Annotated in this window: 16 protein-coding genes; 9 read left to right on the plus strand and 7 right to left on the minus strand. The window is 62.4% G+C overall.

The window, feature by feature from the left end:
- Positions 1-528: ABC transporter permease (locus EOB49_RS37830; RefSeq protein ID WP_245472778.1), on the minus strand; the 528-nt coding region annotated here is incomplete at its 3' end.
- A 243-nt stretch (positions 529-771) separates the two neighbouring features.
- Entirely contained in the window at positions 772-2,382 is a 1,611-nt protein-coding gene (locus EOB49_RS21905) for an ABC transporter substrate-binding protein (RefSeq protein WP_127382215.1), read from the minus strand.
- Between EOB49_RS21905 and EOB49_RS21910 the strand changes: the two genes are divergently transcribed.
- On the plus strand, positions 2,381-2,632 hold the full coding sequence (locus EOB49_RS21910) for a hypothetical protein (protein ID WP_127382216.1): 252 nt from the start codon (positions 2,381-2,383) through the stop codon (positions 2,630-2,632). The genes EOB49_RS21905 and EOB49_RS21910 overlap by 2 nt on opposite strands.
- Before the next feature lie 117 nt (positions 2,633-2,749).
- On the plus strand, positions 2,750-3,940 hold the full coding sequence (locus EOB49_RS21915; protein ID WP_127382217.1) for a Xaa-Pro peptidase family protein: 1,191 nt from the start codon (positions 2,750-2,752) through the stop codon (positions 3,938-3,940).
- A 207-nt stretch (positions 3,941-4,147) separates the two neighbouring features.
- On the opposite strand, the gene EOB49_RS21925 is transcribed toward EOB49_RS21915, so the two are convergent.
- Genes EOB49_RS21925 through EOB49_RS21935 form a run of 3 tightly spaced genes read right to left on the minus strand, consistent with a single transcriptional unit; the run spans position 4,148 to position 6,643 of the window.
- On the minus strand, positions 4,148-4,564 hold the full coding sequence (locus EOB49_RS21925; RefSeq protein ID WP_127322822.1) for a cupin domain-containing protein: 417 nt from the start codon (positions 4,562-4,564) through the stop codon (positions 4,148-4,150).
- Between the two features lie 5 nt (positions 4,565-4,569).
- Positions 4,570-5,433, minus strand: coding sequence for a phosphoenolpyruvate hydrolase family protein (locus EOB49_RS21930; RefSeq protein WP_127382218.1), 864 nt, complete (start codon positions 5,431-5,433; stop codon positions 4,570-4,572).
- Between the two features lie 13 nt (positions 5,434-5,446).
- Positions 5,447-6,643 (minus strand): Tm-1-like ATP-binding domain-containing protein, encoded by a 1,197-nt coding sequence (locus tag EOB49_RS21935; RefSeq protein WP_127382219.1) that lies wholly within the window; start codon positions 6,641-6,643, stop codon positions 5,447-5,449.
- A gap of 112 nt (positions 6,644-6,755) precedes the next feature.
- On the opposite strand from EOB49_RS21935, the gene EOB49_RS21940 reads away from it, so the two are divergent.
- From EOB49_RS21940 to EOB49_RS21970, 7 genes are all read left to right on the plus strand, one after another.
- On the plus strand, positions 6,756-7,451 hold the full coding sequence (locus EOB49_RS21940) for a TetR/AcrR family transcriptional regulator (protein WP_127382220.1): 696 nt from the start codon (positions 6,756-6,758) through the stop codon (positions 7,449-7,451).
- A gap of 360 nt (positions 7,452-7,811) precedes the next feature.
- Positions 7,812-9,128 (plus strand): extracellular solute-binding protein, encoded by a 1,317-nt coding sequence (locus EOB49_RS21945; RefSeq protein ID WP_023812445.1) that lies wholly within the window; start codon positions 7,812-7,814, stop codon positions 9,126-9,128.
- Between the two features lie 70 nt (positions 9,129-9,198).
- A complete protein-coding gene (locus EOB49_RS21950) occupies positions 9,199-10,104 on the plus strand; it encodes a sugar ABC transporter permease (RefSeq protein ID WP_023812446.1) in 906 nt (301 codons plus the stop codon).
- 1 nt (position 10,105) lies between these two features.
- Complete coding sequence (locus EOB49_RS21955; RefSeq protein ID WP_127382221.1) at positions 10,106-11,065, plus strand: carbohydrate ABC transporter permease; 960 nt, start codon at positions 10,106-10,108, stop codon at positions 11,063-11,065.
- Positions 11,062-11,283: a hypothetical protein gene (locus EOB49_RS21960; RefSeq protein WP_127268335.1), complete on the plus strand. Its 222-nt coding sequence runs from the start codon at positions 11,062-11,064 to the stop codon at positions 11,281-11,283. The genes EOB49_RS21955 and EOB49_RS21960 overlap by 4 nt, the downstream gene beginning before the upstream one ends.
- On the plus strand, positions 11,280-12,383 hold the full coding sequence (locus tag EOB49_RS21965; RefSeq protein ID WP_127272298.1) for an ABC transporter ATP-binding protein: 1,104 nt from the start codon (positions 11,280-11,282) through the stop codon (positions 12,381-12,383). Before EOB49_RS21960 ends, EOB49_RS21965 begins: the two co-directional genes overlap by 4 nt.
- A gap of 106 nt (positions 12,384-12,489) precedes the next feature.
- A complete protein-coding gene (locus tag EOB49_RS21970) occupies positions 12,490-13,575 on the plus strand; it encodes an ABC transporter ATP-binding protein (RefSeq protein WP_127268316.1) in 1,086 nt (361 codons plus the stop codon).
- Between the two features lie 116 nt (positions 13,576-13,691).
- On the opposite strand, the gene EOB49_RS21975 is transcribed toward EOB49_RS21970, so the two are convergent.
- Together EOB49_RS21975 and EOB49_RS21980 are read right to left on the minus strand one after the other, a co-directional pair.
- Positions 13,692-14,123 carry a DUF4437 domain-containing protein gene (locus EOB49_RS21975; protein WP_127332286.1) on the minus strand — a complete coding sequence of 144 codons (432 nt, stop codon included), beginning with the start codon at positions 14,121-14,123 and terminating at the stop codon, positions 13,692-13,694.
- A 166-nt stretch (positions 14,124-14,289) separates the two neighbouring features.
- A partial coding sequence (locus EOB49_RS21980; protein ID WP_164781760.1) for an AraC family transcriptional regulator occupies positions 14,290-14,934 on the minus strand: 645 nt, incomplete at its 5' end.

Raw genomic sequence — 14,934 nt, forward strand, 5'->3', positions numbered from 1 at the left:
CGAGGCCAGGGTTTCGATGCCGCCGATCGGTAGCCAGCGGAGGTCGACGGCAAAGACGACGATCAGCACCAGTCCGAGCCAGAAACCCGGCACGGCATAGAGCGCCAGCGAGCCGATCGACAGGAAGCGGTCGCGGAAACTGCCCGGACGCGCGCCGGCATAGATGCCCAGTGCCGAGCCGAGCCCGAAGGAGAGCGCGGTGGCGCTGACCATCAACAGCAGCGTATTGGGCAGGCGTTCGAGAATGACGTCGCGGATCGGCCTGGAGAAGGTCACCGACTGGCCGAGATCGAGATGCAGCAGCGCCCAGAGATAGTTGGCGAGCCGCGTCAGCTCTGACTGGTCGAGGCCCCAGCGATGACGCAACAATTCGATCATGCCGGCGTCGCCGCCGGTCGAGACGATATAGGCATCGACCGCATCGCCGGGGGCAGCTTCGAGCAGCAGGAAGGTGCCGACGACGACGATCAGCAGCACGAAGATGCTGCCGACAAGGCGACGGCGGATGAGCGTGAGGGCGCGGGTCATGCGGGCTTTACCCCTCCCCTTGTGGGGAGGGTCGATCCGCGAAGCGGAGCGTGGTGGGGGCCTTCAGGTTCGCGCCAGTACCCCCACCCCGTCGACCGGTTGCCGCTTCGCGGCACCCACTCGCCGACCCTCCCCACAAGGGGGAGGGTGAGGCTGGCACTATCCGGCAGGACAGAGGGGCGCGCGAAGGAACTCTCATTGTCGAACCTGAGCACCCGGACAGGCGATCTGCAAGTCCAGAGGTCAACCTGCCAAATACGTGTCCGCCCAGTTCGACACCGCCCAGCGCGGGTTGTTGGCGATGTTGCCGACAGTGTCGCGCGCGACGCTGATAAAACTCCATTCGGCGACGTTGATCAGCGGCAGGTCGGTGGCCACCTCCTTCTGGAATTCCTTGTAGAGGTCGGTGCGGGCTGATGTATCGAGCGTCTCCGATGCCTTGGCGATGAGCGCGTCGAGCGCGTCGTTCTTGTAGCCGCCCTGGTTGGAGAACGGCACGCCGTCCGGAATGCCGCTCTGCACCAGGATAGTGGTCGAGATCGCCGGGTCGCCGCGGAACACCGGCGGGCCGACCGCGAGGTCGAAGGCGTGGTCGGTGTAGACCGCCTTGATGTGCGCGGCCGAGTCGTTGTTGACCAGCTGAGCATCGATGCCGATGGCGGCGAGCGCCTGGCGCAGATAGTCGCCGAACTGCTTGGTCTCGTTGAAATAGGGCGCAGGCAGCAGCTTGAGCGAAAAGCGGTTGCCGTCGGCGCCTTTCTTGTAGCCAGCCTCGTCAAGCAGCGCGTTGGCCTTGGCGACGTCGAAGGCATAGGTCGGCACGTCGGCGGTGTAGAATTGCGGATCGTTCTTCGGCACCGGACCGGTGGCTGTCGCGGCATAGCCGAGGAACACCGTCTTGACGACGAAATCCTTGTCGATGGCATGCGCGATCGCCTGCCGCACTTTCAGGTCGGCCAGTTCCTTGCGGCGATGGTTGATCTCGACGACGAGCTGATAGGTCAGCCCTTCGTAACCCTTGGAGATCACCTTCAGGCCCGGCACCTTGGAGATGCGGTCGAGGTCGGCCAGCGGCACGGCGGAAAAGGCCGCCAGCTGAATCTCTTCAGCCTCCAGCGCGCTCGCCGCTGACGTGCGATCCGGCAGCACCTGATAGATGATCTCGTCGAGATAGGGCTCGTCCTTGCCCCAGTAGTCGGCGTTTTTGGTCAGCCGGTAATATTGGCCGGCCTTGTACTCGCCGAATTTGAACGGTCCGGTGCCGATGGGCGCGTTGTTGGCCGGGTTGTCCTCGATCTTGCCGACCTCATAGATGTGCTTCGGCACCACACTGCTCAGCGCCGGCAGCGCGTTGCGGATCAGCTGGAACGGCGTCGGCTTGGCGAATTTGAACACGGCGGTGAGATCGTCGGGCGTGTCGACGCTGGCCAGATCCTTGAACACAGTGCGGCCGAGATTCTGCAGCGGCTTCCAGATCTGCAGCGCCGAGAAGGCGACGTCGGCCGAGGTGAACGGCTTGCCGTCATGCCATTTGACGCCGTCGCGCAGTTTGAACGTCGCCGAGAGCCCGTCGGCGGCACCTTCCCAGCTCAGCGCCAGCCGTGGCGCGAGCCCGTCCTTGCCGTCGAAGGAGGCTTCGGCCAGCGTTTCGACGATCTTGCTGGAGATGAAGAACACGCCGTTGGAGGCGACGATCGCCGGGTTGAGGTTGCGCGGTTCGGAATCGGCGGCAAGCACCAGCCGCCCGCCCTTCTTTGGCGTCTGCGCCCAGCCCGGTGCCGGCATTGCGGTGGAGGCCAGCAGCATTGCCGAGCCGGCAAGCATCGTGCGTCTGGAAATCGTGAAACCTGACATGATCGAACTCCGTCCTCTCCGCGACCCGGTCGGGTGCGCCAACCCCTCGGACGCCGGCAAGCCCACCGGCATCCTTGCGGCGGCGATTATGAGCCTTGCCGAGGGTTTCGCCAGAGACGGAATTGGCGCATCCTCGCTTGGCTTTGAAATTTTCGTCCGCTGGACCAGTATGGAGGGCGTGGCTCAATTTGATCATTCTGGTAGGACCAGATTGGTTGAATATGCGACGTATGACGGGACGGAGACATAGAGACGCGACATTTCATCTGTTTCTGGCTGGACCAGAACGGGCAAAATGGTGCAGATTGACCGCTGCCAAGGGATCGGGAGCGGAACAGCGGCGATCCGGCAATTCAGGGAGAGAGAGATGAACATTGCTCCGGGCAAGAATGCGGTCGGCAATATCCCGTTCGACCAGGCAAGGGTCGACCGGCTGATGGAGGAGGCCGGCATCGATGTGCTGCTCGCCACCTCCAAGCACAACACGCAATACCTGCTGGGCGGCTACAAGTTCATCTTCTTCGCCGCCATGGATGCGATCGGCCACAGCCGATACCTGCCGATCGTGGTGTACGAAAAGGGCGGGCCGGACCATGCCGCCTATATCGGCAACCGCATGGAGGGCGGCGAGCATCAGAACAACCCGTTCTGGACGCCGACGCTGCACGCCGCCTGCTGGGGCACGCTCGACGCCGCCAACCTTGCGGTCGAGCATCTGCAGAAGATCGGCAAGGCGGGCGCGCGCATCGGCATCGAGCCCGGCTTCCTGCCGTCGGACGCCTATACGCTGATCCGCAACGCATTGCCGGATGCCAGGCTGATCGACGCGACCGACATGCTGGAGCGCATGCGCGCCATTAAGACCGATGCCGAACTGGAGAAGCTGCGCACGGCCTCTGAACTGATCACCGATTCCATGCTGGCAACCATTGCCTGGGCACGCGAAGGCACGACCAAGGGCGAGATCATCGAACAGCTGCGGCGCGAGGAAACCAATCGCGGCATCCATTTCGAATATTGCCTGCTGACGCTGGGCTCCAGCCACAACCGCGCCGCCTCGCCGCAAGCATGGAAGAAGGGCGAGGTTCTGTCGATCGATTCCGGCGGCAATTATCACGGCTATATCGGCGACCTCTGCCGCATGGGCATTCTGGGCGAACCGGACGCCGAGCTCGAGGATTTGCTGGCCGAGGTCGAGACGGTGCAGCAGGCGGCCTTCTCAAAGGTCAGAGCGGGCACGCTGGGCGGCGACATGATTTCGCATGCCGAGGGCGTGCTGAAGGCTTCGAAGGTCGCGCCCTACACGGATTTCTTCGCCCATGGCATGGGGCTGATCACACATGAGGCGCCGTTCCTGATGACCAACCACCCGGTGACCTATGAAGGCACCTATGCGGCCAAGCCGCTGGAGAAGAACATGGTGCTGTCGGTGGAGACAACCATGCTCCACCCGACGCGCGGCTTCATCAAGCTGGAGGACACGCTGGCGGTGACGGATGCTGGTTATGCGATGTTCGGTGATCGGGGCCGGGGGTGGAACAGGGGTGGTACTCTTTAGGACGAAGGCGGGCGCTGCCCCTCATCCGCCTGCCGGCACCTTCTCCCCGTCGTATAGTGACGGGGAGAAGAGGGCAGCCGCGCCCTCGGCACCTATTTGGTTTAAAATTGGCGAAAGCGCCGGTGACTGCGTCTTTCTCCCCGTCACTATACGGGGAGAAATGTCCGGCAGGACAATGAGGGGCAGCGCTACCCTAGAACAAGTTCATCACTGCCCCGGCGCGATCAGCCTGAAATCCGGCAGCTCGCGCAAAACCAGTTCAGGCCCGGCCGGCGAATAGACGACGAAAAGCTGCATCGGCCCGTCGCCGGTGTTCAGCGTCGAATGAAAGCGGCTTTCCGGGACATAGATGGTGCAGCCGGGGCCGACTTTTGCGACCACCGGATTGCCCTTTTCGTCCTCGACCATCTGTTCGCCATGGCCCGAAATGACGAAGATGATTTCCTCGGCACCGGGATGATTGTGGCGCGTGTGACCCTTGCCGGACGGCAGGTCGACGACGCCGCCGGAAAACCGGGTTGCGCCATTCACTTCGGGCGCCACCGTCAGCGCCAATTTTCCCCAGTCGAAGCCGAAGGCGCTGACGTCCTTCGGGTAGACAAACATTTTGCTCTTGTCGGTCATCTCTCTCATCCCTTCTTTTTCTTCGTGGTCTTCTGGCCACCAAGTGTCACCGATTTGAAATCAGCGGTCTGCCGGGCGATCGCGGCTTCCGCCGGCAGCCGTTCCATCGAGCTGGCGCCATAGAAGCCGTGCAGACCCTTGGCATGGGAGAGGATGTAACGGGCGTCGCCCGGCATCGAGATCGGGCCGCCATGGCAAAGCAGGATGACGTCCTTGCGCACCGAGCGCGCCGCGTTGGCGATGGCGTCGATCTCGACGACGCAGTCGTCGAGCGACTTAGCCGATGTCGCGCCGATCGAGCCGCCCGTCGTCACACCCATATGGGCGACGACGATGTCGGCGCCGGCCTTGGTCATGGCGCGGGCCTCGTCGGGGTTGAAGACATAGGGCGTGGTCAAGAGGTCGAGCTTGTGCGCCTCGGCGATCATGTCGACCTCGAGGCCGAAGCCCATGCCGGTTTCCTCGAAGCTTTGCCGCATGCTTCCGTCGAACAGACCGATGGTGGGAAAGTTCTGCACGCCGGAAAAGCCCATGGTCTTCAGCTCGGCCAGCAGCAGCGGCATGATGACGAACGGGTCGGTGCCGTTGACGCCGGCCAGCACCGGCGTGTGTCGGACCACCGGCAGCACCTCGTAGGCCATCTCCTTGACGATCTCGTTGGCATTGCCATAGGCGAGCAGGCCGGCGGCCGAGCCGCGCCCGGCCATGCGGTAGCGGCCGGAATTGTAAATGATGATGAGGTCGATGCCACCGGCCTCCTCGGCTTTCGCCGACAGGCCGGTGCCGGCGCCGCCGCCGACGATCGGCACACCCTTGGCGATCATTCCCCTGAATTTCTTCAATATGTCCTTGCGCGGTATGGCGGGCATCTTTCTGGATCTCTCACTGTCTGGCGATGTCGAGGAAGGCCGATGTTGCAGCCTTTGCGAATTCCGGGTCGTTGATATGCAGCGGCAGGCGCGTCACGCGGCGTTTGCCGTTGGGCTGGATGGTGCGCTCGATGGCTTCGAACAGAACGGCGTCGGCTTCCGGGTCGAAGAAGGCGCCGCCTTCGATGTCGAGCGCCGAGACGCCTTTTTCCGGGATGAGAAAATGCACCGGCCCTCCGCAGCGGGCGAGCCTGGTGCCGATCCATTCGCCGATCGCACGGCATTCGACCGCCGTGGTGCGCATCAGCGTGACATTGGGATTGTGCTCGTAGAAAAGCCGCCCGCGATAGTGGTCCGGAATGGTCGAAGGCGCCCAGAAATTCACCATGTCGAGCGCGCCGACGGAGCCGACAAAGGGCAGCCCCGTACGAACTATGGCGCCGAAACGATCGTCAGTCGCCGGCAGCACACCGCCGAACAGGAGGTCGCAGACTTCGGTCGTGGTGATGTCGATGACGCCGGACAGCAAGCCGCTATCGGCCAGCTTTTCCATGCTGCGGCCGCCGGTGCCGGTGGCGTGGAAGACCATGCAGTCATATCTGGAACGGAGCTGGTCGGCGATGGCGGTCACGCAAGGCGTTGTGACGCCGAACATGGTGAGGCCGATCGATAGTTTGCCGTCGGGTGGCGGCGCCGGCTTGGTTGCCATGCCTACGATCGCCTGGGCGGCATTGTGCAGCACGACACGGGAGATCCGGTTCAGTCCGGCCATGTCGGTCACCGCCGGCATCATGATGATGTCGGAGACATCGACATAGGGAGCGGTATCGCCGGAGGCGAGCGTCGAGACCATGATCTTGGGCAGGCCGAGCGGCAGGGCGCGCATGCCCGACGTGATGATCGATGTGCCGCCACCGCCGCCGATGCCGATGATGCCGGAAATGTCGGTGCGCGACTGGACGAAGCGGGCGAAGGCGATGCCCATCGCGGCGACCGCGGCGCCACGGTCATTGCCGCCGAGCACGGCGTCACGGCCGCCGGGATGATGGTCGGCGATTTCCATAGCGCCGATATCGACGGGGATGGTTGCGTCGCGCGTTCCGACATCGACACGGCAAACGATGGCGCCCGCAGCAGTGATCGCATCGGCCAGGAAGGCGAGCTCCTCGCCCTTAGTGTCCGCGGTACCCACCACATAGATACGCTTCATTTGCGCTCCCCCGATCCTGGCAGGCGCGATGCCGCCCCCATCGCTCATTGCCCGGGCCACTCGACGATGCGGACACCATTGCAAATTTTTGAGACGCGCGTATCGTATTGGTATGAATGTCTCACGTCAACAATCCACTGCGAGCGACGACGCTGAACGGGCAACCGGCCCGGTGCCCGAACGTGGGCCGCGCGCGCGGACCAAACGGCTGATGCTGGAGACGGCAACAAGGCTGATGCAGGCGGGCGTCACGCCCTCGGTCAGCGAGGTCGCCGAGGCGGCCGAGGTTTCCCGTGCCACCGCCTATCGTTACTTCCCGAGCCAGTCGGCACTGGTGCAGGCCGTCGTCGACGAGGGGCTGGGGCCAATCCTCACCTGGCGATCGACCTCCGCCGATGCCGAGCGCCGGGTCGCGGAGCTGTTCGATACGGCCATGCCGCGCATCGAGGCCTTCGAGGCCACGTTCAAGGCAGCACTGAAGCTGTCGCTCGATCAATGGGCGCGGCGTCAGGCCGGCACGCTGGGCGCTGAGCCCGCCTTTACGCGCGGCCATCGCATCGACTTGCTGAAAGATGCGATCGCGCCGCTCAAGAGCCGTTTGCCGCCGCGCGACTTCAAGCGGCTGGCGCAGGCGCTGTCGCTGATCTTCGGCGTCGAGGTGCTGATCGTGCTCAAGGATATCTGGGGACTGGACAGCCGCCGGACGAGGGCGGTCGCCCATTGGGCGGCCGGGGCGCTGGTGCGTGCGGCAGTCGCGGAATCGGTCGATGAAGGAGGCAGCCTCGATCCGAAGGTAGTCATGAAATAGAGCCTATCTGGTTCGACCAGATTGGCATGCACGCTACTGATCTTAGCCGTCGAGTGGGGTATCGGACAATACCCAATCATATCACTGAGTAGGAAAATCTTGGTAAAACAGGCAGATAAAGCACTAAACCGATGGCAATGGCCACGTCAAGTTGCCAAGAAAGGGCTTGACGAGCATGCGAAATTGGTAATACCAGATTGGATCAGAAAAGCGGATCGAAAGTGAGGGTTGCGGTCCATTTTCCGGCAGGGGCGAGGAGGCTCGAAACCGGGAAGGTGCGATCACGGGAGGAACTACCAGGGCCGGCCCCGTTGCCGGCTCGCACGATAAGGTAGAACGCGCACAAGGGAGGAAATCATTATGCGCAAGTTAGTGACCAGCGCACTTGCTGGTATCGGCTTAACGCTTGCCTGCGGAACGTCCGTCTACGCGCAGGACAAAGAACTCACCATATTCTGGGCGGAATGGGATCCGGCGAACTATTTGCAGGAACTCGTCAACCTCTACGAGGCCGAGACCGGCGTGAAGGTCACGGTCGAAACCACGCCTTGGTCCGACTTCCAGACCAAGGCATTCACCGAGTTCAACGCCAAGGGCAGCGCCTACGACATGGTGGTCGGCGACTCGCAGTGGATCGGTGCCGCATCCGAGGCGGGCCACTATGTCGACCTTACCGACTTCTTCAACAAGCATAATTTGAAGGAGGTGATGGCGCCGGCGACTGTCAAGTACTACGCCGAATATCCGTCGGCCTCTGGCAAGTACTGGTCGATCCCGGCCGAGGGTGACGCAGTCGGCTGGTCCTACCGTAAGGACTGGTTCGAGGACCCCAAGGAAATGGAAGCCTTCAAGGCCAAGTATGGCTACGATCTCGGCGTGCCGAAGGATTTCAAGGCGCTGCGCGACATTGCCGAATTCTTCCACCGTCCCGACCAGAAGCGCTACGGCGTCGCCATCTACACCGACAATTCATATGATGCCCTGGTGATGGGCGTCGAGAACGCCATCTTCTCCTACGGCGGCGAACTTGGCGACTATGCCACTTACAAGGTCGACGGGATCATCAACTCCGATCAGAACGTCAAGGCGCTCGAGGTCTACAAGGAACTCTATTCCTTCACACCTCCTGGTTGGGCCAAGAGCTTCTTCATCGAGGACAACCAGGCGATCACCGAGAATCTGGCTGCGATGAGCATGAACTACTTCGCCTTCTTCCCGGCGCTCATCAACGAAGCCTCGAACCCGAATGCCAAGAACACAGGCTTCTTCGCCAACCCGGCCGGCCCGAACGGCGACCAGTTCGCCGCGCTCGGCGGCCAGGGCATCTCCGTCATCTCCTATTCCAACAACAAGGAAGAGGCGATGAAGTTCCTGGAATGGTTCATCAAAGACGAGACGCAGAAGAAGTGGGCGGAACTCGGCGGTTACACGGCAAGTGCCAAGGTGCTCGAGTCGCCTGAATTCCAGAACGCCACGCCTTACAACAAGGCCTTCTACGAAACCATGTTCAAGGTGAAGGACTTCTGGGCGACGCCGGAGTACGCCGAGCTGCTCATCGCGATGAACCAACGCGTCTATCCGTACATCACCGGCAATCAGGGCACGGCCAAGGAAGTGCTCGATTCGCTCGCCGCGGACTGGAACGCGACGTTCAAGAAGTACAACCGCGTGAAGTAAGCGGTACTAACGCTCGGAAGGGGTGGGAGCCCACCCCTTCCGTTTTCTCTTCTCAAGGAAGGAACTGGCTTTGGCCACTGCAGTCATGACCACGCTGGATCCCAACTCGCGCTCCGCCACCCGCGGCATGAGCGACCTCACGATCCGAAATCTCTTCATCATTCCGACGATCGTTTTCCTGATCGTCTTCAACATCTTTCCACTGCTCTATTCGCTCGGCTATTCGTTCACCGACTTTCGCGCGTCGAGCCCGGCGGCGGCCAATTTCGTCGGACTGCAGAATTACCGCGAACTGCTCAACGACCCGTTCATCTGGTCGAATTTCGCCATCACCGCCAAATATGTCATCGTCTCCGTGGTCGGTCAGGTCATCGTCGGCTTTGGCGTGGCGTTGCTGCTCAACCGCGATATCCCGCTGAAGGGCCTGCTGACGACACTGCTGCTGTTGCCGATGATGCTGTCGATGGCCGTCGTCGGTCTGTTCTGGAAACTGCTCTATGATCCGTCATGGGGTGTCATCAACTATGCACTCGGCCTCGGCAATTTCGAGTGGCTGTCCAACCCTGACATGGCGCTCTACGCGGTTGCCATCACCGACATCTGGATGTGGTCGCCCTTCGTCATGCTGCTGTCGCTTGCCGGCCTGTCGGCAGTGCCGAAGCACCTCTACGAGGCGGCGGCGATCGACCGCGCCGGCTCGTTCTATACCTTCTTTCGCATTACGCTGCCGCTGGTCGCGCCGATTCTGATGATCGCGATCATCTTCCGCACCATGGAGGCGTTCAAGACCTTCGATCTCGCCTACATCCTGACCAGCCAGCCAACCACCGAGGTGATCTCGATCCGGCTCTACAAGATGGCGTTCCAGGAATGGCAGACCGGGCGCTCCTGCGCGCTTGCCTACATCGTGCTGATCATGGTGCTGGCTATCACCAACATCTACGTCAAATACCTCAACAAGGTGAAGGAGCGCTGAGATGGCCGCCGTCCGCACTTCTTCCGAAATCGGCTTCAATCGCGTCGCCATCGTCGTTGTCCTTTTGGTGACGATCATCTTCCTCGCGCCGATCTACTGGATTGCCTCAACGGCGTTCAAGCCGCGCAATCTTGCCACGACCATCCCGCCGACGGTGGTGTTCCAGCCGGAGATATCGCCCTTCGTCAAACTGTTCACCAAGCGCTCGCAACTGCGCAGCGCGCCGACGCCGGAAGAGTATGCGGCAGCGCCCTGGTGGGAGCGCGTCGTCTTCGACGGCGGTGAAAAGATCGTGCGCGACGGCAAGGGCCAGGTGCAATGGTCCGGCTATCCGAGCCGCTTCATGAACTCGCTGATCATCGCCATCACCTCCACGGTGCTGGCGGTCGGCATGGGCACCTTCACCGCCTATGGCTTTTCGCGCTTCAAGGTGAAGGGGGAGGCTGACCTGCTCTTCTTCATCCTGTCGACACGCATGCTCCCGCCGGTGGTGGTGGCGATCCCGATGTTCCTGATGTACCGGGCGCTCGGCCTCAACGACACGCATGTGGGCCTGATCATCCTCTACACCGCCTTCAACCTGTCCTTCTCGGTGTGGCTGATGAAGGGTTTTATGGATGAGATACCGAAAGAGTATGAAGAGGCGGCCCTGGTCGACGGTTACACGCGCATGGAGGCCTTCTTCAAGATCGTGCTGCCCGAGGCGGCCACCGGCATCGCCGCCACCGCGGTGTTCTGCTTCATCACCGCGTGGAACGAATATGCCTTCGCACTGATCATGACCAACCGCCGCGCCCAGACCGCACCGCCCTTCATCCCGAGCCAGGTCGGCTCGGGCCTGCCGGACTGGACGGTGATCGCCGCCGGAACCTTTCTATTCCTGCTGCCGGTCGCGATCTTCACGTTCCTGCTCCGCAACCATCTGCTGCGCGGCATGTCCTTCGGAGCGATTCGCAAATGAGCTTTCGTGCCATCAACCAGAAATATCTGGAGCCCGGTTCGCAGGTGCTGATGGTGCTCGGCATCATAGCACTCTGCCAGCCCTGGAACCTGTTGTTGCACACATATGGCCTGACCATCATCCTGATCGGGCTGGTCGGCTTCAACGTAACCTCCAAGATCGCGCCTGAGGAAAAGGCCGGCACCGGCCAGGTGCGCAATCCGGGAGCACAGCATTGACCCAGATCGAGCTTCGCGGCGTCCAGAAATTCTTCGGCGCCGTCCAGGTCATCAAGGACCTGAACCTCAAGATCGCCGACAACGAGTTCATCGTTCTGCTCGGCCAGTCGGGCTGCGGCAAGACGACGACGCTGCGGGCCATCGCCGGGCTGGAAACGATCGACGAGGGCGACATCCTCATCGACGGCAAACCGATCCAGCATCTAAAGGCCGCCGACCGCGACATTGCCATGGTCTTCCAGTCGTTCTCGCTCTATCCGCATATGAGCGTCTACGAGAACATCGCCTTCCCCTTGCGCGCCACGCGCAAGAGCAAGACGGAGATCGACAGCGAGGTTCGCTCCGTCGCCAAGACGCTGCAGATCACCGATCTGCTGGACAAGAAGCCATCGGCGCTCTCGGGTGGCGACATGCAGCGCGTCGCCATTGGCCGGGCGCTGGTGCGGCGGCCGAAGGCCATGCTGATGGACGAGCCGATCGGCGCGCTCGACGCCAAGCTGCGCGAGGAGATGCGGGCCGAGATCAAGCGGCTGCACATCAAGCAGGGGTCGACGACCATCTATGTGACGCACGACCAGATCGAGGCGATGAGCCTCGCCGACCGCATCGTCATCATGCATGAAGGCGTGCTGCAGCAGGTCGGCTCGCCCGACGAGGTCTATTCGCACCCGGCCAATCTGTTCGTGGCGCAATTCGTCGGCAGCCCGGTGATGAACGTCGCCGATGCGGCAGTCGCCGAGACGGCGTCCTCGGTCTCGGTGACGGTCGGCGGGGCTCCCGCCGGCTTCGAGTTCCCGCGGGCGCTGCTGTCGAAGCTCAACGGCCATGCAGGCGGCCAGCTCGCGCTCGGCATCCGGCCGGAAGGCGTTCTCATCCGCCGCGAGGCGACGGAGGGGTTTTTGCCGGTCGAGACGCAGATCGTCGAGCCGCTTGGCTCCTTCGACATTGTCGATCTCAAGGTCGGCTCAAAGATGCTGCGCGCACGCACCAAGAGCGGCTTCGTCGCCGGTCCCGGCCAGAAGGTGTTCGCCAGGATCGATCCGGCCCAAGCGCATTTCTTCGACACGGCAAGCGGCAAGTCGCTGGGAGTGAGATTGTGATGGCCGAAGGACACGAAAGGCCAATGACTTGGCCTTTCGAACAATCGAACGCCCGGAGCTATAGCGGAGGGCAGACGCCCTCGAAAAAGAGATCGGGACGATAGACATGGCCCATATCCAGCTCAAGAACATCTCGAAGACCTTCGGCAACCACACTGCGCTCACCGGGCTCGATCTCGATATTGCCGATGGCGAGTTCTTCGTGCTGCTGGGCGAGACGGGCGCCGGCAAGACGACGACGCTGCGGCTTATCGCGGGCCTGGAAAAGCCGAGCGAAGGCCAGGTCTTCATCGACGGCGTCGACGTCGCCGACTGGGGTGCGGCCGAGCGTGACGTGGCGCTGGTGCTGCAGCAATACTCGCTCTATCCGCGCTACACGGTGCGCGAAAATCTCGAATTCCCGCTGAAGCCGAAGATTCGCCGGCTGCCCGACGCCGAGATCAAGGATCGCGTCGACCGTGCCGCCCGTACGCTGCGGATCGAGCACCTGCTCGACCGCAAGACGGATCGGCTGTCCGGCGGCGAGATGCAGCGCGTCTCGATCGGCCGCGCCATCGTGCGCAAGCCGCGTGTGTTCCTGATGGACGAGCCGCTGTCTGCGCTCGACGCCAAGCTGCGCGAGGCGCTGCGGACTGAACTGAAGAACCTGCAGATGCAGCTCGGCGCCACCTTCCTGTTCGTCACCCACGACCAGATCGAGGCGATGTCGATGGGCGACAAGGTCGGCGTGCTCAACCATGGCCGCATCGTTCAGACCGGCACGCCGCACGAGATCTACAACAATCCGCGCGATACCTATGTGGCGAGCTTCGTCGGCTCGCCGCCGATGAACCTCATCGACGGCAAGCTTGTGAACGGCCGTGCGGTGATGGCTCCGTTGAACTTCGAACTGCCTTTTTCGGGGGGAGCCAAAGCGGGCGGGGCGACCGACGGTCGCCCACTCGTCTTCGGCATTCGTCCCGAGGACGTCTATCTCGAGAGCGGCGCGCCGGTCGAGGCGCATGTCCACGACGTCGAGAACCACGGCGTCGAAAAGATCCTGACGCTGCGCGTCGGCGACGCGACACTGCGTGCCACCGTGCCGGCCAGGACCGACGTCGCCATCGAGCAGGCGGTGCGCTTTGCCTGGAACCCCGACAAGGTGGTGCTGTTCGACAAGGGCAGCGGCGTCAGCTTGCGGCACGCCTCATAAAGCGCGTCGCGCTGAAACGGATTCACGCGACGCGCTTTAGGTCTTTGTTTTTGTGCATGTCGTTCTCCCAAAACCGAGGTCACTTTTGGGCGACATGCGTTAGGCCGCATCCCAGCCTATTTCTGGAAGTAGGTTTCGTAGGGCGTGTCGTTGATCAGCAGGATCACGCATTCCGTGTCGGAGACGCAGGCGTCGTCATGCATCTCATTGGCTTTCTGGGTCCAGTAGGATCCAGGAGGCAGTTCGACCTTGGTCGCCTCGCCGCCATCCATCTGCCAGTGCGCCCACAGCCCCTTTATGACCACCGCACGATAATCCGCGGTGTGCGCATGGACCGGTGCACGCCAGTTGCCGGGAACCTTCAGCAACGTGCCTGCCGGACCCTTGGCCCGCTCGCCCCACAATGGACCAAGACGATGCGGCTGGTCGGGTACTTCCGCCACATAGGGGATCTTGTCGGCCGGCAGGTAGCTGTCCTCGAGGGCAAAGGCGCGCCCGGGAACCGCAAGCATGACGGCGAGTGCGATGACCTTCGGATGATTTGGCATTGGTTCTCCTCTTCGGGCCGACTGGACGCCGGCCTCTCGCTGCCTGGTTCTGGCAAGCTATTGCATGCGGGTGGCCCGGCAATGGCATTGCGTCCGGAAGGCTTGGCAATTCATCCAGACCCGGCAATTCATCCCTGCGATCCATGGCCGCGGATCCGGGATCGTCTCAGCGGTTTTCGGAGGTGCCGTCGACGGTGCGCAGGTGGCTGGGCGAGATGCCTATGATGCGCTTGAACGCCCGGCTGAACGACGCTTCGGAATCGTAACCCAGTCTGGCGGCGACCACCGAAACCCGCATCCGATCGTCGATCAGCCATTGCCGCGCCTGGTGCATGCGTATCCGGGCGACATATCTCGCCGGTGTTTCGCCAACGACGGCCGTGAAGCGTTCGGCGAAGGCCGATCGCGAGGCGCCCATTTCGCGCGCCAGCGCTTCGACAGTCCAGTTCCTGTCGGGCTGCAGATGAATGGCGGCAAGTACGCGGCCGATGTCGCGATCCCTGATCGCCGCGATCCAGCCTCTGGTGTCGCCGCCGCTGTTTTCCACCCATGAACGGATGATGCTTGCAGCCAGTACGTCGGCCAGCCGCGCCAGCATGCCGCCGGAACCGGCGCGGTTCATGGTGATTTCGCCGGCCATGGCTTGCAGCAGATGCGGAATACCTGGCTCGCCAGCCATCAATTCCTTGGCGCGCATCATGTCCGGCATCATGCCCAGCAAGGGGTGCGATCCGTCCAGGTTGAAGTGCATGCTGCCGCAAAACAGCAAGATTTTCGGGCCGTGGCCGCCATTGGAGACATTGAAGACATT

It is taken from the genome of Mesorhizobium sp. M7A.F.Ca.MR.148.00.0.0 (genome assembly GCF_003997735.1).
Taxonomy (GTDB): Bacteria; Pseudomonadota; Alphaproteobacteria; order Rhizobiales; family Rhizobiaceae; genus Mesorhizobium.